This window comes from Vibrio sp. TRT 29B02 (assembly GCF_050113655.1).
GTDB lineage: Bacteria > Pseudomonadota > Gammaproteobacteria > Enterobacterales > Vibrionaceae > Vibrio.
In genome coordinates this window covers 16635-38130 of the sequence record NZ_JBNJOJ010000030.1, presented here as the reverse complement: position 1 = coordinate 38130, position 21496 = coordinate 16635, and the positions used below count along the sequence as shown (strand labels likewise).

General features: G+C 46.4%; 13 protein-coding genes and 1 pseudogene. 4 read left to right on the top strand and 10 right to left on the bottom strand.

All coding sequences use genetic code 11. The features are described 5' to 3' along the window. Nucleotides 1–29: 29 nt before the first annotated feature. The 5 genes and pseudogenes from ACQEXT_RS16960 to ACQEXT_RS16940 form a co-directional block, all read right to left on the bottom strand. Nucleotides 30–218 (bottom strand): hypothetical protein, encoded by a 189-nt coding sequence (locus ACQEXT_RS16960; protein WP_006879632.1) that lies wholly within the window; start codon nucleotides 216–218, stop codon nucleotides 30–32. 39 nt (nucleotides 219–257) lie between these two features. Continuing rightward, nucleotides 258–2615 carry a fatty acid cis/trans isomerase gene (locus tag ACQEXT_RS16955; protein WP_426953000.1) on the bottom strand — a complete coding sequence of 786 codons (2358 nt, stop codon included), beginning with the start codon at nucleotides 2613–2615 and terminating at the stop codon, nucleotides 258–260. A gap of 134 nt (nucleotides 2616–2749) precedes the next feature. Continuing rightward, a complete protein-coding gene (locus ACQEXT_RS16950) occupies nucleotides 2750–4363 on the bottom strand; it encodes a VRR-NUC domain-containing protein (RefSeq protein ID WP_426952999.1) in 1614 nt (537 codons plus the stop codon). A 63-nt stretch (nucleotides 4364–4426) separates the two neighbouring features. Next, nucleotides 4427–5659 carry an L-lactate MFS transporter gene (locus ACQEXT_RS16945; RefSeq protein ID WP_138973646.1) on the bottom strand — a complete coding sequence of 411 codons (1233 nt, stop codon included), beginning with the start codon at nucleotides 5657–5659 and terminating at the stop codon, nucleotides 4427–4429. A 385-nt stretch (nucleotides 5660–6044) separates the two neighbouring features. Continuing rightward, nucleotides 6045–7504 (bottom strand): annotated as a pseudogene (locus ACQEXT_RS16940) (DUF3360 family protein). 363 nt (nucleotides 7505–7867) lie between these two features. On the opposite strand from ACQEXT_RS16940, the gene ACQEXT_RS16935 reads away from it, so the two are divergent. Beyond that, nucleotides 7868–10435, top strand: a complete 2568-nt coding sequence (locus ACQEXT_RS16935) for a DUF294 nucleotidyltransferase-like domain-containing protein (protein ID WP_426952998.1) — start codon at nucleotides 7868–7870, stop codon at nucleotides 10433–10435. A gap of 27 nt (nucleotides 10436–10462) precedes the next feature. On the opposite strand, the gene ACQEXT_RS16930 is transcribed toward ACQEXT_RS16935, so the two are convergent. Beyond that, nucleotides 10463–12121 (bottom strand): electron transfer flavoprotein-ubiquinone oxidoreductase, encoded by a 1659-nt coding sequence (locus ACQEXT_RS16930; RefSeq protein WP_426952997.1) that lies wholly within the window; start codon nucleotides 12119–12121, stop codon nucleotides 10463–10465. 110 nt (nucleotides 12122–12231) lie between these two features. Between ACQEXT_RS16930 and ACQEXT_RS16925 the strand changes: the two genes are divergently transcribed. From ACQEXT_RS16925 to ACQEXT_RS16915, 3 genes are all read left to right on the top strand, one after another. Continuing rightward, complete coding sequence (locus tag ACQEXT_RS16925) at nucleotides 12232–12984, top strand: electron transfer flavoprotein subunit beta/FixA family protein (RefSeq protein WP_426952996.1); 753 nt, start codon at nucleotides 12232–12234, stop codon at nucleotides 12982–12984. A gap of 10 nt (nucleotides 12985–12994) precedes the next feature. After that, complete coding sequence (locus ACQEXT_RS16920; RefSeq protein WP_426952995.1) at nucleotides 12995–13966, top strand: electron transfer flavoprotein subunit alpha/FixB family protein; 972 nt, start codon at nucleotides 12995–12997, stop codon at nucleotides 13964–13966. Nucleotides 13967–14133: 167 nt separating this feature from the next. Beyond that, a complete protein-coding gene (locus ACQEXT_RS16915; protein ID WP_426952994.1) occupies nucleotides 14134–15780 on the top strand; it encodes a methyl-accepting chemotaxis protein in 1647 nt (548 codons plus the stop codon). 49 nt (nucleotides 15781–15829) lie between these two features. Here the strand turns inward: ACQEXT_RS16915 and ACQEXT_RS16910 are convergent, their stop codons facing one another. The 4 genes from ACQEXT_RS16910 to ACQEXT_RS16895 all read right to left on the bottom strand — a co-directional run bounded on the left by ACQEXT_RS16910 (nucleotide 15830) and on the right by ACQEXT_RS16895 (nucleotide 21081). Continuing rightward, nucleotides 15830–16966 (bottom strand): dihydrolipoamide acetyltransferase family protein, encoded by a 1137-nt coding sequence (locus ACQEXT_RS16910; protein WP_426952993.1) that lies wholly within the window; start codon nucleotides 16964–16966, stop codon nucleotides 15830–15832. After that, nucleotides 16963–17946, bottom strand: coding sequence for an alpha-ketoacid dehydrogenase subunit beta (locus tag ACQEXT_RS16905; RefSeq protein WP_426952992.1), 984 nt, complete (start codon nucleotides 17944–17946; stop codon nucleotides 16963–16965). The genes ACQEXT_RS16910 and ACQEXT_RS16905 overlap by 4 nt, the downstream gene beginning before the upstream one ends. Then, nucleotides 17939–19042 carry a pyruvate dehydrogenase (acetyl-transferring) E1 component subunit alpha gene (gene pdhA, locus ACQEXT_RS16900; protein ID WP_426952991.1) on the bottom strand — a complete coding sequence of 368 codons (1104 nt, stop codon included), beginning with the start codon at nucleotides 19040–19042 and terminating at the stop codon, nucleotides 17939–17941. Before pdhA ends, ACQEXT_RS16905 begins: the two co-directional genes overlap by 8 nt. A gap of 488 nt (nucleotides 19043–19530) precedes the next feature. Further along, nucleotides 19531–21081, bottom strand: coding sequence for an alanine/glycine:cation symporter family protein (locus tag ACQEXT_RS16895; protein WP_426952990.1), 1551 nt, complete (start codon nucleotides 21079–21081; stop codon nucleotides 19531–19533). Between the last annotated feature and the right edge of the window lie 415 nt (nucleotides 21082–21496).

Here is a 21496-nt window from a genome sequence, read left to right as displayed (position 1 = left end):
CCTCACGATTTGTGAGGCGTTTATCTCGTTTAGTACCAGTCATCTTCAGGAAAAAGCTTCCCTTCTGGAGCGTATGGATCGTCATCAAACGGATGTTCTGCCTTGTTTCTCAGGCTGTCCAATTGATGCTCTAGCATTTTGACGGTGTCGTAGTCTCCTTCGGAACAGGCGACATAAATCTGTTGCTCCAAGGCTCTGATGCTATCGTTAATACCCATAGTTACCTCCGTATGCGTTGTCTGCGCAGTTGAACGGTTCTACCTATTCTCAAATCTATTGTAGTCAAGAAGACCAAATTCGATAGGCTGATTTTCCTTATACCAAGCATGAACCCGGTCGCTAAAAGGCCAAAACTGGGTCGAGCTGCGTCGAATTGCGAACGTATCCAACAACTTAACATACTCCTCTTCGGTGCGGATATTTTTCAACATTTGCACCAGTTGAGGGATTTGTTCTTCTTTAAGGGATAGATACGCAGCGGGATAGCTACCGATCACTCCACGCACCAAAGTTAAGTCATCATTTGCTGGATCACGATTACTCTCTTCATCAAACAGACTGGAAATATTCGTATGCGCATTGTTATGGAGCAGAGTGAAGAGTTGTTCTTCTCCGTGATTGGATTCAATCATCATCATTACAATTTGCGGTATAACGAGTAACCCTGCTCCTTTGATATCATTGATGCTTTTCAGTAGTGCTTCATTCTTAGCGCTAAAACCGGTTTGCTCTATATCGTAACGATTACTGAGCACAGGGGAGAGCTGAGTGCGAAGAATGTCATAAAGCTCTGCTTTGGGATCATCCGTGTGGTATGGAACCTGAGTTGGTTGATCGAACGGTTTAACATTACGCTGTAAGAAGTCACTAAGTTGGGTGCTTTGGTCTTGGTACCAGCTTGAGTGTTCTTGGTGACGCATCGCTTTTGGCAAGAGTGCGATAAAGTTACTTTCCCCTTCAAGGCGCAAGAAATCCATAAACATACGTGTCATCAATTGGTGGCCAAAGTTGCCATATACGTCAAACCCAGCGACCAACAGATAGTGAATACGTTCGAGCAGGGAATAATCCAGTATCCATGCTGTTTTTGGTGGTTCACCAACCATACCTTGAACCACGGATGCGCTATCAAAATGGCGGAATACTGTGAGTGCTGCATTAGGGTTAGTGCCGTTCCCCGTCCAGATAATGTCGGTAGTTAGGTATTTACCGCCTTCAAACCATTGGTTGATAAACTCAGATTTAGCCTCAAGGTAACGCGCTTGCTGACGTGAATAGGAGACCCAGTTGGTCACGGGCAAAGTATTACTTTCTAACTCTCCGGGCAGTTTTAAGTTGTCTGCTTGAGAGCGGTAAAATTCATTCACTTCCGGCAGATCGGCTTTGTCTGGGTCAAGGAAGAACACCCAAAATCTGTCATTGATAACGTTGAGCGCGAGTTGTCCACGACACACCGGCCCTTTAATAAAGGCATTGATGGTGTTTTGGGAATTATCGAGCATAAATTTAAAACGTGCTTTCACTGGCAGATCGATAAATGCGCTCATCGGGTTCGCAGCAACTTCTACATCGTAACTTGGTAGTTGAGTAACCTTGTAGTTGGCGTCGATGAACCACTCTTTCCAATCTCTCATCCGTTGTTCGTTCAAGGCGAATGGCATGTGGGTTTTATCAACGATGGTGCCTTGCTCAGGAATTAGGCGGTAATACACTCGTTGAACGCCAGGATCATCGTAAGGACGACGCGTAGCAATTCGTTGGACGGGCTGGCCCGGTGGTGTCGATGAGCGAACCAAGGTGAAGAAACGTGGTGTTTCTTCATTGAGGTCAGAAAAATAGAGATGCGACAAAAACAGGTGCTCATAGATGTAACGAGCAGTCAGTTGCACCTTACGTGGGCTCTTGTTGAGCAATGTCTCGTATTCATTCACTAATTGAGCTTGCTGGTCAGTCAGTGGTATCGATTTGTTCATGATCGCGCCATTTTGCAGCCAACTGGTTAACGTCGCGTACTCATGTGAACTGAGGTTTGGCATCCCATAAGGCATGCCCCAAGTCGGATAGTCTGTTAGGTACTGATCGTATTCTTCAATGGTAGGGCAGACCTGACTGCGGTCGATTGCAAAGTCGAAACCCTCCAGTTGTTTCTGATCTGGCAGGGGATGTGCCTCTTTTTGAGCGAGCATGCGCGCAATTAAGCCCGCTTCTAGGTTTGCGGTCGGGTTTTGCACACGCTCATTAAGCACAGGATGAAAACCAAACTCTCGCCACTGTTGTGTCGTTTGCGCATCTTCGAAAAGACGATGAGGCGTTGCGGCGGTAAGGCGAGTGCCTTGATAAATTAGTTCTTTACTTGAGCCCCTGTCGATACCATCAACTGAAGAGAGTTTCAGTTGGCAGGGTGCGTCATAACAGGCATGACAAACCACGCAGCGGTTATCAATGATCGGTTTGACTTCAGATAAGAAGAAATCACTTTCTACACTGTTTAAATCGCTGCGACGCTCTTGAACACTCGCCTGTCCAAATAGGTGGTCATAATTAAGTCCGGCGTATGTCGCACAGCCCGCGAAACTTAAAACAACAGCAAACATGAAAAATGTACGTAAATTCATCTGGATAATTGTACTGGTTCAATATTGGCTTAATTGCAGCAGAAGCCCATCAACTTAGCAAATAAAACATGGTTCAACATCGTCAATTAATTGAAACAATATCGATGTTAGCAGGTAACAGAGGAGACTTTGAGTTAAATAACGGTTACGTAGGCAACAGAGAAGGGGACATTTAACCGGGTAAATTGATAGAACCATCGCCACTGATTATCTTGTAGTTTGTCCCCAGGACCTTTCACTTCGACCCATTCGAAATGACCGTCTTTAAACAAAATTAGGTCGGGCATGCCGCTTCGGTATATTTTGAGGTCGGAGAGGAGAACGTTAAACAGTCCGACAACCATCTCATTGGGCATTGACTCGATGCATTTATTTAACAAGGGCAAATCAAAGCTATGCCAATAGACAAAAGGGTTACTCACCCCGTGTTTAAGCTGATAGCACTCTCTTAGATGGCTAAGACCAAACTGTGCTATTTGCTCCAATACCGCTTCGATTTGTGAATGTCGTTTGGTGACGAAATCTGCGTGATAGAGGTCTAGCGGTCGATCTTGGTATGGATTGATAAACGCCCCCTCAATAGGCGCGAAGATGACTTCCCAAAAAGCGAGACCAAACAAACCCGTTAAGACGGCATTCTCTGCATAGAAGACGTGATAGCCAAGCTGCTCGAAATGCGATTTGACGGCGAGTTCTACACCTTGTGTGCTGAGATCAAGCTGTAAGTGATGTTCAATCACTTGTGGCTTTTGGGGACGCGTAACTCGCTCGCCTCGTTTACGTTTGATGCGCTGCGCTAACTTGTGCCCGATCTCTAACTCACAGATGTCATAAGGGCTAGACAATATTTCTGTGACAACGTCACTCATTGCCTGCGTTTGATCGAGCTTGTCATAGATTCTCGCTTGCCGCTCTCTCGAAGGAGGAAGTCCAGACCGTTTAAACCAGAAAATTGCGTCGGTGAGTTGCCCTATGCGTTCACAATCGCGCGCCAAATCGTTGATCAGATGCTGACGTTTACGTTCGATGTATGAGTGCGCAATAGGGTCTGGAATCTGTTGCAGCAGCTTAGTTAGATGCTCTAAATCTCTATTGTTGGATTCAGAATAGCATTGGTGAAGCCGGGAAAGTGCGAGCAACTGATCAAGCTGGTGGCGATCAGAAAAGAAGCGACGCGTTTTACTGAGCGAATAGTTTTCAAATCGATGTAGGCCGAGGTCATCAAGGACAAACTGGCTTAAGTCTTGGCGGGTATTTGCAAAGAACAGCGCCAGTAGCAGATCAATAACCGCAGGTTGTAAAAGTTTGATGACCGTAAAAGGAAGTTGTTCGAAACGAGTAAAATCATCGCTACTGAGTTCATTGAGCATTTGTTCTTTGCGCAGGGTTCGGCTAGAGACACTAAATAGCGCAACTATCTCAGCTTTGGTCAATAACTGGCGAGCGAGTTCAGCTTCATCGAGTTTGGGGTTAAGGGTAATAAATCCGTGTTGGTGAAGTGCGTCTAGCGCGGCGGGAATACTGTTTATTTCTAGATATTGAAGTTTATCTGAGCGGAACCATTCACCTTTGCGTGACAACAGCCTGACCAGTAGGCACTGAGCATCCTTTTCAAGTTGTTCGAAAGCGGTAATCCAAGCGTGTTCGGTCTTAGAGAGCAGATCTGGATACCACTCTATGGCATGGAGCGTCAGTTTTCTGAAGTTACTAAGATAATAATCGGGTTCGAGTTCAACAATCTCAGACATGATCAATACATACAAAAAAGGCTTAACCCTAAGGTTAAGCCTTTCTATCAGCAATTCAATCTATTAAGCGTGTTTTAGCTCAGCGATCTTCGCTTCTGAGAGTGGCTTAGTGATGAATGAAAGCACAATACAAACGGCCATCATTGCTGCTGAGATAGTGTAAGCTAGCGTGTAGCCTGTGCCGTTAGTCATTGAGAAACCAACGACTGCTGCACCGATTGCACCACCAATACCCCATGCTGTGTAAAGTACGCCATAGTTAGTGCCGTAGTTTTTCAGACCGTAGAACTCAGCGGTAAGCGTAGGGAATACCGCTAGCAGCGTACCGTAGCCAATTGCCGCGATTGCCGTACCAATGATCAGTGTAAACTCTGTTTTGAACGTTGCGAACAGAACCATATTGATGCCTTGTAGTACGAAAGCAAGAAGCAGAGTACGTACGCCACCAATTTTGTCAGCCAGCATACCAGCAGCAACACGACCGCCAGAGTTAAATATCGCTAGGATAGAGGCAAGGTATACCGCATTTGGTAGGTTAGCCTGAACACTAGCAATCGTTGTAATGTTACCGATGATCATTAGGCCTACTGACGCAGCAAATGCATACATGATCCACAGTGAGTAAAACTGTGGTGTTTTCAGCATTGCTTTCCAAGTTAGGTCATCAGATTTCTTAACGGCTTTAGGTGCTTGACCTTGTTTTACTTTTGGTTCTGTTGGTGTGTAGCCCGCAGGTGGGTTGTTGATTGTTGCTGCAAGAGGTACTGCGATAGCAAGAATACCAACGCCCAAAACCATAAAGCTGGTTTGGATGCCCATGCTGTTAATGAGTGCAGAGGTTACTGGAGCAAGGTAAATTGCCGCTAGACCAAAACCTGCTGCAATGATGCCGTTAACCATACCTTTCTTCGACGCGTGGAACCACTTCATCGCAGAAGGAGACAGACAAGCATAACCAAAGCCGATACCAGCGCCAGTGATAACACCGAAAGTGATGTTTAGCATCAGTGGTGAGTCGACAAAGCCAGACGCGATCATACCTAGGCCTGTTAGCACAGTACCAAGGATTAGAATAAGACGTGGACCCATACGGTCTTGCAAGATGCCAGCAACAAGAAGACAGATAGAGAAAGTGATGGTTGCTGTCGCGTATGGTGCTGATGCTTCAGCCGCGGTCCAACCAGATTCAGTGACTAGTGCTTTGTTGAATACACTCCAAGCATACAGGATGCCAAGACAAAGGTTGATACAGAATCCCGCTAGCAGGATGCGCATAGCTTTATCAATCTTGCTCATTTTTCTTCTCAGTTGTCCTCACAATGAGGATCGGTTAACAGACGATTTGTTCAAATTAAGTTTGCGTTTATCAACACAAGGCATAATGGGCGCGAATTATAACCGAATGAAGTGTGATTGGAATCTCTTTTTCAACTTAATTTGAATATTTTTCAAAAGTGTTGAATTTTTGTTTCTGACGTGTGTGAATACTGAGTTAAATCGATGAGGCGTGGCTTGGATGGTTTGTTGAGTTATGGGTTTGAGGCGTTAATACTTAATCGTTGTGCAACACGGTACGATAAGCGCTCAAATTGAGGAACAAGAAACAGTCGCGTGACAAGGAACTGATTGAGATTGCAGAAAAAGGCATAGACGGGCGCCCATCTATGCCTTTTGACGATGATTAGTGGCCGATCAGCGCAGGAATCCCTGGCAACTGACCAACGACAGCAAGAGAGCCGACACAGACGATGAAGGCGGCGCCAGGGATCAAGTACTTGTCTTTTGCCGATAGAGTCTTGGCACGTTCATGGTCACCAATCAGCCCCATGTTATCCAGCAGCATTGTGGTTGCCCAACCAAACACAGGGTTAACAAAGGCACAAGCGAAGATACAAATACCAGCACTTAATGAATCTTTATGTTTGTGGATCATCTGCATACCCGCTTCGAGAAGTGGTAGAAACACACCAACGATCAGAGCAACGCGCAACACGGGTTCCCACATCGCTAGATCCATCGGATAACCAATGATGGATGCGGCAATACACATTAAGCCGGTAAGTAGCGCCCCTCCAGGAATTGGACGCTTTGCAATGGCGGCTGGGATCATATACGTACCCCAAGAAGAGGCAAGGTTACCACCACCCAATAGAGCACCGACACCTTGACGGATAGATGCACCGACCATAGTGTCATCGACGTCCATCAGCACGCCTTTTGCTTCTTTCGGGTAGTTAAGCTCTTGGAATACACGGTGGCCAAGGTAGTCTGGTGACCACATTGCAACCGCTAAAAGTGCAAATGGTGTGACGGCAATAAAATGCTCTAAGTTCGGCCAACCCAATTGCCAACCCGTATTCTCACCCCACCAGTAGAATGGGCTGAAATGTGGTAATCCTGGTTCGGTAGTAAAAGCAAACTCAGCACCCATAACATAAGCGACGATGCCCGCTAAAGCAGAACAGAGTGGAATGGCCAGCCAACGTTTGTTGATTTTAGCGAGGTAGGCGTAGACCATCACCGTTACACCAATCACAGCAAATGAAATATAGCCTTGGTCAGTACTTGCGGCCCATGCTTCCGTTTTATTGATCTGACCGATCAAGCCGACAGCACCAAGATAGATCAATAGCCCACCTCGGACACCGACACCAGTTAGCGTCATCAGCTTTGAACCGCCTTTGGTAAAGGCAAGAATCAAACCAAATGCACATACCATGAGACCGAGTGCGAGAGGGTGTCCTCCAGCCGCAGCAATAAGCGGAATGAGCGGTATCATTGGGCCATGAGTACCGGCTAAGTTAGCATTGGGGTTAAGAATGGCGGAAAAAGGATAACAAACAGAGCGCCAGCGATGAGCAGTTCATAGCGTACGTTTTCCGCGACGAACTCAGGTGACAATCCAAACTGAGCGGCAAAAGCGGCAACCATAGCTGTAACCATTACCACTTTACCTATCGTCGCTGCGAGTGCAGGTACCCAGTCTTCTATCTCGATGCTGTAGTCGCGAGAAGGTAAATGGATACCCCAGCGACGAAAGCTCATGATAGTCAAATCATGGTTTAGAAATTCTTCTCGGCTTTCAAATTCCTGCGCCTTGCGGCGCATATCCCTGTAAAAGGTTTTATTTTTGTTAGACATTCAGTCTTCCTTTGTTATGTTTCGAAGTTGAACCATGTCAATTAGAGTTCCGCTTTCACTTGGTATACTGACCTTCGATCAATACGAGACGACATCCCAGACGCTACCAAGCACCTTTATGTTGGATAAAGAGGGAAACATGGTTTTACTTCGCTAATGAAGACAAGTTAGCAAGTGAGCTAGCTTGTCAAAAATTCAATCAAACATGGCAGCCATACTAAGAAAGGGGTATGGGACAAATATTGATTTGGGTTAATTAAGCGGGCGAAGTCATAAGCTGGGAAATTGGATGTTAGTAAAAATGCAACGCAGGCCGCACTTTTTAACAATTTATTAATATGAAATTGGGTTAATTGAAACCAAATGAAAATATCTGAACATGCTGACCGTACAGAGAAGCTGCACGGTGTCAGAGCCGAAGAGATTCATCGTTGGATTGATGGCTTCTTTGACTACAATGGCGAAGAGCACAGTGACACCATGGCGGATGGGGTAGAATTCGATCCCTATTCACATAGACGATTTCGTCACTGCAAAGAAGCGCTGACAGAGGCAATTTCTGAGTTTGGCGACAGATATACCCTTCAACAGATTAAAAACGTTTTAGAAACGCATATTCGCGACGATTACCACGGCTATTTACCCACTCGCGCAGATTTTACCAACGACTCGTTTACCGCAAAGTATCACGACACAAGTCATGACCAAGATCTGTCGGAGGTATTGGACGAGACTGAACTTGCCGACTACTTTGTGGGTTTGAGTACACATCAGAGCGAACATCAATCGACGCTGAGTAACTTTAGTCTAAGGATCGTTGTTCCTACCGTGGTTGCGATTACGCTGTTTGTCACGGCAATTATCTATGTCATTCTACCTTTGGTGGAAGAGTCGATGCTCAACCAAAAGCGCCAGATGCTAAAAGAGCTGACGTCAACCGCGGTGAGTATCGTCGACAGCTATGTTGGCTTAGAGCAGCGTGGAGTACTCAGCCTCGAGGAAGCGCAGAAAAAGGCGGCGATGGAAATTCGTGCGATGCGCTATGGGCCTGAAAATAAAGATTATTTCTTTATTACAGATATGCAACCCAACATGGTCATGCACCCCTATAGGAGTGACTTAACCAACCAAGACCTGACCAACTACTACGAAAGTGAAAACAGTACAGGTTTCCCCATTTTTGTCGAAATCGTCAAACTGGTCAAAGCGTCTCAGCAGGGTTATCTCGAATACCAATGGCAGTGGAAGGATGACGCGTCGATCACCGCGCCTAAGATGACCTACGTCGAAGGCGTTGAAGAGTGGCAGTGGATTATTGGCACTGGCGTCTATTTTCAAGACGTCGAGCAGGAGATAGATAAATTAGAGAGCACCTTATACCGAGTTTTTGTTGGCATTACGCTCGGATTGGTGGTGATTCTCTTGTACGTTATTGGTCAGTCAAAGGCGATTGAGAAGAAGAAAAAGCGTGCCGAAATTGCACTTCACGAAGCAAAAAACCGGTATAAAGCGCTGGTAGAGTCGTCAAATGAGGGCTACATCCTTGAGGCTGATGGCAAGATAATATTTTCTAATACTCGGTTGCACCAACTATTGGGTTATACCGATACGGAACTCAAATCACGCACTATTTGGCAAGAGCTGTTTTCCGACCATCCACAAAATCGTCGTGTGTTAAATCACTTGCTACAACTGTTCAATCATCACAGTGAGCCTGCCGAGTTCGACGCCCAAATCGTGACGAAGAGTGGCCGTACTATCGATATCATTTTGAGTACCTCACGCATCTTCCTATCAGAAAAACTTGGTCATGTTGTTTCGTTCCGCCCGATTGTGCGTAAAGTGTATGGGGCGAGTTTCGGCTCGGTAAACCCGAGTTGTGATTATCGTAAAACGAGCAGCAGTATCATTACTGATATAGAGAGTAGTGACAGTCATAGCCATGTGGTTGAATCTTTGAACAGGCTAACAGACCTGATTCGTGAAATGATTGCCGCAGGCACACGCTCCGATCATTTGCGTAGCTTGATAGGTTGTACCTACGATGCCGCCATTTGTCGTTTTGTCGAACTGACAATTAAAGATATCGGGCCGCCGCCAGTGCCATTCTCGTTTGTTTCGTTTGGCAGTAATGCTCGTCACGATATGACACTGTTTTCAGATCAGGACAATGCCATCGTGTTTGAGACACCAGACGATGAGGATCTGAAAGCGATACGACGTTATTTCCTCCATTTAGGTGAAAGTGTTTGTGCGATGCTCAATCAGGCAGGATATAGCTACTGCGATGGATTGATCATGGCATCAAATCATCAGTGGTGTCTGAGTAAGAGAGAGTGGCAGGACAACTTTACCCGTTGGGTGGAGCAAGCCTCCCCAGAAACCATTTTAGAGTTGAACGTCTTTTTCGATATTCGGGCCACGTATGGCGACGCATCATTAGTCGATGATATTCAGTCACATATTCAACAGCTGTTGGTCTTACATCCTGAGTTTTTACCCATCTATGCGCAAAACTGCCTCTCGCATAAAGTGCCTTTGCCTGCCTACAATGATGATCCAGAGAGCAAGCAGGGATGTATGTCGATCAATCTCAAAGAGTGTCTAAGACCGATGGAGATCTTCTGTCGACTCTACGCTTTGAAGCACGACATCAGAGAGTGCAATACACGTATTAGATTACAAGGTTTGCTCAATGCGCAGGAGATTGATTCAAAAACCTATCGAGAAATGGTCTACATCTTCGACCATATTTGGCACCTACGTTTTATGAACCAGATCGTTGAATACAGTGATTTGCGCAGAGTAAACGATGTACTGGCTGTTAACGATCTTACCCCGCTGGAGGTACAAAACCTAACCAATGTCCTCAATCGAATCGGCATCTTCCACGATAAAGTGACAATGGACTTTGCCAGCCACGAACGTTAGTCAACACACGGAAGTGAGGGAATCGATTCACATCTCTGTGTAGTTTGGACCACCACTTTCGGGCGGAACCCACGTAATGTTTTGCGATGGGTCCTTTATGTCGCAGGTTTTGCAGTGAACGCAGTTGGCTGCGTTGATTTGTAGTCTTCTCTGGCCTTCAACATTGACGATTTCGTAGACCCCCGCAGGGCAATAGCGTTGACTCGGTTCATCGAACAAGGTCATATGATGGGTTATTGGAATGTGTTGATCCGACAGCAGTAGATGGCAAGGCTGATCTTCTTCATGAAAGGTTGCAGAGAGATACACAGAAGAGGGCTTATCAAAGCTTAACTGACCGTCGGGTTTATCGTAATGAATAGGATGACAACGAGAGCGTTCGTATAAGGTGACATAGTCAGCTTGTGGGTCGCCAATATCCCAACTCAGTGCTGTGCCCGTTAGACGTTGCCAGATGTTTTGCTCAAACAGCGTCAGTGCGCCACCAAATAATGTTCCATAACGATGAATGGCACCAGGGAAGTTACGGTTCTGGTTCAACTCCTCATACAACCAGGACTCAGTAAACCGTTGTGCGTAATTTGCTTCTTGCTGCTGCTGTTCTATCGCTTCAAACACGGCTTCAGCGGCAAGTAAGCCTGATTTCATGGCGGTATGACATCCTTTGATTTTGGCAGCGTTAAGGGTGCCTGCTTCACAGCCAATCAGTAGCCCACCACAGAACTGTTGTTTGGGCAAAGAGAGTAACCCGCCTTTGGCAATGGCTCTTGCACCATAGGCAATACGCTCCGCTCCTTGTAAGTACTGAGCAAACTGAGGATGATGTTTGATGCGCTGAAATTCATCAAATGGACTTAGAAAGGGGTTGGTATAGTTGAGGTCAGTGATAAGACCGACGGCGATTAAATGATCCTCGAGATGATAGAGAAAGCCGCCTCCGCTTGAATCTGACTCGCTCAATGGCCACCCAGTCGAGTGAATTACCTTGCCCGCACTGAAACGAGAGTCATCGGCCTTTAGACGCCACAGCTCTTTGATACCGAGCGCGTAGTGCTGTGGCTGACTCTCTCTATCAAGCTTAAAGTGGCTAATCAGTTCTTTTCCTAAGCTACCTCTCGCACCTTCGGCAAAGATGGTTTGTTTGGCGTTAAGTTGAATCCCCGCTTGAAAAGTGCTTTTTTGCTCTCGCTGTTTGTTGAGTCCCATATCTGACGTGATAATGCCAGTTACATTCCCTTGTTCGTCGTAGCAAACTTCTCTCGCAGGGAAGCCCGGAAAAATCTCAACCCCAAGCTTCTCTGCTTGAGTCGCTAGCCAGCGGCAAAGCTTGCTTAGGCTAATCACATAGTTGTTGTGGTCATTGCGCAAAGAAAGTGGGGTCAACCAATGTGGTACTGAGATATGGTTTGCCTTGCTGGTACAGTAGATAAATTGATCCGAGGAGACGCGAGTCGTCACAGGCGCACCTTGTACCTGCCAGTCTGGGAAGAGTTCGTCGAGCGCTCTGGTCTCGAATACCGCACCAGAAAGTATATGCGCTCCGACTTCAGCGCCTTTTTCTACCACACAAATTGACAGCGTTTGTTGATGTTGTAAGGCTAATTGCGCCAGCCTACAGGCGGCAGAAAGTCCCGCGGGGCCAGCGCCGACAATCACGACATCAAAGTCCATACTCTCTCTTTCCATCTTGCATAACCTTCACGGCGATTCAACATCATGCAATAAATATAGTTACAGTTGACGTAAACGTAAACTTTACTAAGCTCAATTTATCACTTTGCTTTTCGGAGATTGCGATGAAAGTTCTGGTAGCGATTAAACGCGTAATTGACCCGTACACGAAGGTACGTATCAAAGCTGACGGATCGGGTGTAGAAACCGACAACGTTAAAATGGCAATGAATCCTTTCTGCGAGATCGCCGTTGAAGAAGCGATTCGAATGAAAGAAGTCGGTAAGGTAAGTGAAGTGATAGTCACCTCTATCGGTACTGATGATTGCCAAGAGCAGTTGCGCAGTGCGCTCGCATTAGGCGCGGATAGAGCGATACATGTCAGCAGTGAGAAGATGCTTCAGCCACTCGCGGTAGCAAGAATTCTCAAACGGCTTGCAGAAAAAGAGCAGACCCCGCTGGTTATTGTTGGCAAGCAGTCTATTGATACTGACAACAACCAAGTGGCGCAAATGTTAGCCGGTCTTATGGCGTGTCCTCAGGCGACGTTCGCATCCAAAATCGATCTTGTTCATGATGAACTGACGGTCACTCGTGAAGTGGATGGTGGACTGGAAACGCTTAAGTTAACCCTGCCTGCCGTCATAAGTACCGATTTAAGACTCAATGAGCCACGTTATGCATCGCTACCCAATATCATGAAGGCGAAGCGTAAACCATTAGAGATCGTCAACGTTGAAAGTTTGAATGTTGATTGTTCGCCGACTCAGACTGTGCTGGAGGTTTTTGCTCCTCCTAAGCGTGAAGCCGGAATCATGGTTGCGACCGTCGCCGATTTGGTCGACAAACTTAGAAATGAAGCCAAGGTGATTGAATAAGGAGTGTGTGATGAGCGAAGCCAATATTTTAGTTATCGCAGAGCATGATCATAAGACGCTCTCGGCGGCGACATTATCTGTGCTGACTGCTGCGATGCAATTAAAAGGATTTTCTTCCGGTGCAAAAATCAGCGTATTGGTGGCGGGGAACCCTTGTGATGAGATTTGCAATCAACTCAGTGGTTGTGAAGGAATCGACGAGTTGCTAGTGGCAGATAGCCCAGTGTATCAATCTCAGCTAAGTGAAAATCTCGCACAATTGGTGATGAGTCGTGCCTCTGAATATGGCTATTTGCTCTGTTCGTCGTCGAGCTTTGGCAAAGACATAATGCCTCGGATCGCGGCTCTGCTCGGGGTTGGAATGATGTCTGACGTGGTTGCTATTGAAAGTGGCGATACGATAGTGCGCCCGATATACGCAGGTAATGCGTTAGCGCGAGTACAAAGCCATGATGATCTAAAAGTCATGACGGTGAGAAGCACTGCGTTTGAAAAAATATCCCTTCAGGGGGCAAACACGGTCAAAATTGTGCATCTAGACCTAACGATAGATTGTCAGGGAACAGAGCTTATCAGCCGAGACAACATTCAAAGTGAACGCCCAGAATTATCCAATGCGGATGTGGTGGTTTCTGGTGGGCGTGGTGTCGGCAGCAAGGAAAACTTTGCCATGGTAGAAGCTTTGGCTGATAAGCTCGGTGGGGCGATAGGAGCCTCACGAGCGGCTGTTGATGCGGGTTTTGTTACTAACGATTTACAGGTCGGTCAGACGGGCAAAATTGTCGCACCGCGTCTCTATATCGCAGTGGGCATTTCGGGGGCGATACAGCATTTAGCAGGTATGAAAGACTCCAAGGTGATTGTTGCGATTAACAGCGATCCTGATGCGCCTATTTTCGAAATTGCCGACTATGGGCTGGTGGGGGATTTGTTTACATTACTCCCAGAATTAATAGGACAAGTCGGACGAAATGACAGATAGGATTTCTGTCTAACTCATAGATAAATAGAGTGATTTGTTCATAAAGTTCATTAACATCATTAATGAACAAAAGGGTCATTAAGAAAGGTATCTGAGCAAGATTGTTGTCGCTATTATCAAGTTTATAAGTAAACCAAATAATAATAAATTTGATTCAAGGAATGACAATGATTGCCAATAAATTCACCTTACAAAGTCGCTTAATTTTTGCGGTGCTACTGCCATGCATCGCATTAATTGCTGTTGGTGTTGCGGGATACAAGAGTATCAGTAATCTCAATCAACAGTCTGAGAAACTGTATTCAAACACGTCTGCGCCGATGCGCTCAATGGCCGAAGTCGCCTCAAGAATCCCTCGAATGCGAGTCGGTATCGATATGATGCTGCTGCAAGACACCTCCTTACGTGATCAAAAAGGGGTGCTCACTCGGGTAAAAGAGACCCGAGAAGAGGATATTCCTGAGATGCGTCAGGCAATCGAAAATGCTGTACAAGCGCAGGCAACCACTGAACTCAAGCAAGAGGTCACCAAGTTACTCAAGGAATTTGAGCGCATGGTCGCTCAAGAACTGAATCCTATGTTGGCGGTTCTAGAAAACAATGACTTGGAAAGTGCACGACAGATTTATAAACAACAATATGCTAAGACGTATGGTGTGTTAAAAAATCATGCAAACGCCATTCTTGATACCTTACTTGAACAGGCACAGCAACAGCACCAGCAGAGCAATAGCGACTATCTTGCAGGCAAACAGCAGTTGTTTGTCATTATTGCGATTGGCTTATTTTTGTCTGTTGTAACCGCGCTGGTAACGGTCATCAATCTCAAACGACGCGTCGCTTATCTGCAAGACTCTATTTCACTTGCTGCACAGCAAATGGCATTAGACAGCCGCTTAGCACTGGCAGGAATCGATGAGCTATCCTCCATTGCAGATAGCTTTAACGCCTTTGTAAGCCGTGTTCATGATTCGATTAAAGAGGTGGCGACAACCTCCAAACAGCTAGCACTAACCGCTCAACAAGTCTCCCAACATGCAGAGTTAACGCAGAACCATTGTACTAACCAAAGAGACCGTACCACACAGGTCGCGACAGCGATTCATCAACTCGGTGCCACGGTGAGTGAGATTGCTACCAACGCCGCGCAGGCAGCCGAAGTTGCCAAAGACGCAACCAGCCAAGCCCAATCGGGCTCTCAAATCGTCGATGATGCAGGAACCCAGATTAACCAGTTGACTCAAGAACTAGAGCAAGCCAGCGAAATTGTGACTTCATTAGCGAGCCAAGTTGATGATATTAGTTCGATACTTGATACCATTCGTGGTATCTCGGAGCAGACAAACCTGTTAGCGCTCAATGCTGCGATTGAAGCCGCACGCGCGGGAGAGCAAGGTCGAGGCTTTGCCGTAGTGGCTGATGAAGTGCGTAAACTTGCCAGCCTGTCTGCTGACTCGACGGAAGAGATCCAAGGGGTCATTAACCGTTTGCAAGGAGAGTCAAACCGAGCCGTTAATGCAATGGTTAATGGCAAAGGAAAAAGTGTATTGGTGGTAGAAAGTGCCGTCAATGCTAATCAGTCACTGAACAGAATCGAGCAACATATTACTCATATCAGTGATCAGAATATCCAAGTTGCAACGGCCACAGAGCAGCAATCCAGCGTGGTGGGTGAAATTAATCGCAATGTCGAAGAGATCAATCAGTTTACTGTTGAAACGGCGCAAGTTGCACAGCAATTGAATGTAAGTAGTGACCAGCTAATGGGACTATCTCGACAGTTGGATGGACTGGTGAGTAACTTCAAAGTGTAATGCTTAACACGCCAACGTCGCTCATGATAGATGCGACGTTGGCTAACCGTTAACGTTGAAGATGCTCGACCAGTTTCTTGGTGAATCTTGCTGCTTCGCCGCCTGTACATGCACGGTGGTCAAAAGTAATCGATAGTGGCATGACTTTAACCGCAACTGGAACGCCATCTTTTATCACCACTCGTTCGATGATACGCCCAGCACCAACAATCGCGACCTGGGGTGGTGAGACAACGGGCGTGGCGAAAATGCCAGCAATGGCACCAAAATTAGAGAGGGTGATGGTTGCATGCTGTAAACTGTCTCGGCCAATTTTACGTTCTCTAATTCCTTGGACGGTTTCGTTTAACCATGTTCGGATGTCGTTATCGTCATAACTCTCAGCGTGTTTCAACACGGGGACGTAGAGCCCGTGGCTGCTGTCAACGGCAATACCGATATTGACTCGGCTATGGACACAGCGGGTCATGGTTTCTGCGTCGAACCACGCATTCAGAGCCGGTTCTTCCTGACAGGCATAGACAACGGCACGAATCAATCGCCCTGATATATCCTCCGCTGCTGTCCAATTTGCCAGAGACGCTTCTTCGGTAATCGTCACTGCCGCGACACTGTGATGCGACTCAGACATGGTTGACACCATGGTTCTACGTGCACCTTTTAACACTTCAGTGCCAGGACTCTGCTTACGCGCTTCGGCATAAATGTCATTATCGGTGATTATTCCATTCGGCCCGGTACCGCTGACGTTGTTTAAGTCTACGCCGAGCTTTTTAGCCAGCAGGCGTGTTGAAGGTAGCGCCGTAACCAGTCCGTCTGTGGAAGGGCTGTGAGTGCTGCCGATCCAAAAATCGTCAACGTCAACATGGTGTGTGGTTTGCGATACATTGCCAACCACAGTGGCCGCGTCTTGTTGCTTCTGTTTTGACGCAACGGTGCCAACTAACTCAGGTTGCTCTTCAATTTCGAGCAACAGTGCACCGATGTTTATCACATCACCCGCTTCACCATGGCGACTGACCACAACGCCTGAGTAGGGGGCCGGTACTTCCACCACCGCCTTTGCTGTTTCAACGGTAAGCACCACTTGATCTAGCTCGACCGAATCGCCAACATTAATGTGCCATTCGACAATTTCGGATTCTGCTAGACCTTCGCCCAGATCTGGTAATAAAAACGTTTTCATTTCCAACCCTCCACAAGCTCACGTGCAGCTAAGACGATGTCTTGCTCATGAATCATAAAATAGTCTTCGTTACGGTAGTAAGGCATGATGGTATCGAATCCCGTGACACGTTTAGGTGGTGCTTTTAGTAGACACATCGCTTTTTCCGCGGTGCGAGCAAGAATCTCCGCTCCAACGCCACACGTTTTGCTGGCCTCATGCACAACGAGCAATCGGCCAGTTTTTTCTAACGATGATAGTATGGTATCCATATCAATAGGTTTGATGGAGGCGAGATCAATGACTTCCGCTTCAATTCCTTGCGAGGATAAGGTTTGCGCCGCTTGCAATGACTCAACAACGCAAGCGCCCCATGTCACTAAAGTAATGTCTCTGCCTCTACGCAGAGTAAAGCAAGTATCTAGGGGAAGCGCTTCTCCATTATCAATCACATCAGATTTGACAGTACGATAGATGCGTTTTGGCTCGAAAAACATAACGGGATCGTTGCTTCTAATCGCCGCTAATAGCAATCCATATGCGCGTTGTGGGGAAGAAGGGATGACAACTTTAAACCCAGCAGTGTGAGCAAACAGGGCTTCAACACTTTCAGAGTGATGTTCCGGAGCGTGAATACCACCGCCAAACGGTGCCCTAAATACGGCGGGACAGGTTAGGCGACCACGTGTTCGATTTCTCATGCGAGCCGCGTGACACATAAGGTGCTCCAACGCAGGAAAGACAAACCCTTGGAACTGGAATTCTGCAACGGGCCGCAAGCCCTGACTCGCCATGCCAACTGCGACACCTCCAATAAGCGCTTCAGCAAGCGGGGAATCAATCACACGACGAAGACCGAATTTTTCTTTTAAGCCAACGGTGGCACGGAATACACCACCGTTATCGCCGACGTCTTCGCCTAGAACCACTACGCTAGAGTCGTGACTCATTTCATAGTGCAGTGCAAGGTTAACTGCTTCGACTAGGGTAAGTTCAGCCATGTTTACCTCCTTGCATGCGCATTGCTTTATTTATTAGCTCATCGCGTTGTTGATTCAGTTCGACGGGGGCTTGCTCATAAAGAAAATCAAACGCAGTTTCAGGCGCTTGAGGTGGCAGAGACAGGTAATGTTCGACTGCTAATTCGACTTGTTGTTTGCACGAGACGAGCCACTCCTGTTCAAGGTTATCGTTCCATGCGCCGTGGCTAGTCAGATAGGTCTTGAGACGTTTAACGGGTTCATATAGCCAGGCTTGGTTCAGTTCGTCACCGCTCCGGTAACGCGTCGCATCATCGGCGGTGGTATGATCACTAAGTCGGTAACTGACGGCTTCGATTAGTGTCGGCCCTTTACCTTTGCGAGCGCGATCTAACGCCGCTAGAACCGTGTCATGCACAGCAACAACATCGTTCCCATCGACGGTAATTCCACGGATCCCAGCTCCTTGCGCTTTATCAGAGAGAAAATCAGCGGCGCATTGCAGCGCACGGGGTACCGATATCGCCCATTGATTATTGTTCACGACGAACACAAGTGGCAGGTTCCAAGCACCGGCGCAATTGATGCTTTCTAGAAAATCACCTTTCGAAGTCGCGCCATCGCCACAGGTGACGAGGGCAGCGTGGTGTTGATTGTCTATTTTCAGCGCTGCCGCAACACCAACAGCGTGGGTGCATTGAGTCGCAATAGGTACGCAGAAAGGTAAGTCATGGCATGGTTCTGGGGTATCTCTTTGGGGCGCAACATGAAAGTCACTGCCTCGTTCATCGCCTCCCCAATATTGAAGGTTCTTTTCCATCGCGATGCCTCGTGCCCACATTGCGGGCATATCGCGATAATAGGGAATAAAGACATCTCTTGGATGCATCGCATGGCCAATTGCCACACCATAAGCCTCAGAACCCAGATGGGAAGGGTAAGTCCCCAGTTTCCCCGTCCGTTGCAGCGCCACCGCTTTATTGTCATAAGTTCGGGTGAGCAGCATATCTTTATAAAAATCGGTTAGGGTCGCTAAGTCTGCCCATGCGGGAAGTTGGTTGACCGCGTTACCTTCGTGATCGATGAAGCGTAACATGGGTAGTGTCTGAACATTCATTACTATCTCCTTTATGTTACTCATTAGTGGATCGCACTTGGAGCAACGGTGTCTGACTCAGTGACCATGTTTCGGCACATCAAAGCCCAGATAGATACTTAAGTTTCATACATCTCTAAGTTAGTGACTAAAACAACCTGCTGATGAATTCGCCACCTGCGTATTTTTCACCTGTAAACAAAGATGAAAACAGCGATCAATTTCAATCATTACACTTTAAGGTAAGTGTAACAAAGATGTTAAAAGTTGCGTGTTGAGAATGATTATTGTGTAGTAAAGCTGAGCTTACACTTGCGTGAGTTGTGGCGAAAAATCGCGTTTATTAACAAAGACGGGATGAATAGTTAGTTATTTATACTTGTGATTGAGCTTGATCTAGAGGATTGGTTTGCAAGTTTAGATACAAAATATCTGTTTGTTAGCCGTGTGTCTAAACGAAAACAGCAGACCGAAGCCTGCTGTTTAACGAGTTAGAGCGAGATGTCAGATTATTCTGGTTGCTCTGCTAGGTTTTGTTTTGGTTGCTGTGCTTTGTACACTTTACCTGCGTTGAAACGTTCTAGGTAATCCGCTAGGTCACGTTTCACTTCTGGTACTAGGATGTAAAGACCAACAATGTTCACTAGAGCCATTGCAAAGATCATAGCATCTGAGAAGTCGATAACTGGACCAAGGTTCATTGCCGCACCAATGACAACAAAGATACAGAACTTAACTTTGAAGATGATTTCTGCTGTTTTGCTCTCACCGAACAAGTAAGTCCAAGCTTTTAGACCGTAGTATGACCAAGAGATCATCGTAGAGAAAGCAAATAGGATTACTGCTACAGCAAGTAGGTAAGGGAACCAGCTAATTGCGCTACCAAATGCGGCAGACGTTAGTTCAACACCCGCTAGACCTGTATCTGTGTCTAGGTAACCTGTGATGATGATAACTAGTGCAGTCATAGTACAGATAACAACAGTATCAATGAAAGGTTCTAGTAACGACACAAAGCCTTCTGACATTGGTTCTTTTGTTTTTACCGCTGAGTGAGCGATAGCCGCCGAACCAACACCCGCTTCGTTCGAGAACGCCGCACGTTTGAAGCCTTGAATTAGAACACCGATTACACCACCAGCAATACCTTCACCAGTGAATGCGCCGTTAAAGATTGCTGAGAATGCGTCATCGATGCGATCAAAGTTCATCAAGATAATGATGATAGCAGCACCAACGTAGATGGTTGCCATGAATGGAACAACCTTCTCAGTCACTTTAGCGATAGACTTAATACCACCGATGATAACGATACCAACGACCACAGCGAGGATTAGGCCAAACAACCAACCTTTATCTGCAAAGAATGAAGCATCGCCACCAGTAACACTTACAACCTGTTTGAACGCTTGGTTTGCTTGGAACATGTTACCGCCACCAAGTGAACCGCCGATTGCGAACACAGAGAACAGAACGGCAAGAGTACGACCGAATGCGGCGTTACCACGTTTAGCCAGACCTTTGCTTAGGTAGTACATTGGACCACCAGAAACAGAACCGTCTGGGTTTGTGTTACGGTATTTAACACCAAGTGCACACTCTACAAACTTACTCGACATACCAAGTAGGCCTGCAAGGATCATCCAGAATGTCGCACCAGCGCCACCGATAGACACCGCCACAGCAACACCAGCGATGTTACCTAAACCTACAGTGCCCGAAAGAGCTGTTGTCAGTGCTTGGAAGTGAGAAACCTCACCATCTTGTTTTGATTTTGGATCTGAGAACTTACCAGATACCAGTTCGATAGCGTGTTTAAAACCACGCACGTTAATGAAGCCTAAGTAGACTGTGAAGAAAGTTGCTGCAACAACTAACCAAAGAACAATCCACGGCACCTGTACGTCACTAAAAGGGAACGGAATAGTCGAGAAGATCATTCCTACAAAAGGGTTAACGATAGGTGCAACGACTTCGTTGATCTTGTCATCCAAGTTGGATGCTGCAGCGCTACCTGCAAATATACTCGCCAATATGGCTAGCGAAATACGCTTTGTCATGCTTTTCCTGCCTGTGAAATGGGTGTTTTTATAAATAATACTTATATTGTGTTGTGTTTTGTTACATTTGTGTAACGTTGCCTATTATTCATTTAATAAATAAGCACGCAACATCTTTGACGGAAAAGTTGATCTAGCAAACAATTCTGATTTTTACTAACCAGTTAGGCTGATTTTGAACTTATTCACTGCTTTTGGTGAAAAATCTGGATTTTCTATAAAGATATAATTGACTATTTTGGTCGGATATTTTGCGGTTTGGGCGAATATATAAAACTGTCTGATTACTATTCGAACAGTGGTAGATGAGGCTAACCCCCGATTTTGCAGATTATTTGTACTGGATTCTGAAACAAAATGTTATCGAGCCTAAATCTGAGCAGCGCGATCACTATAGAGGGCGGATTGGGTATTG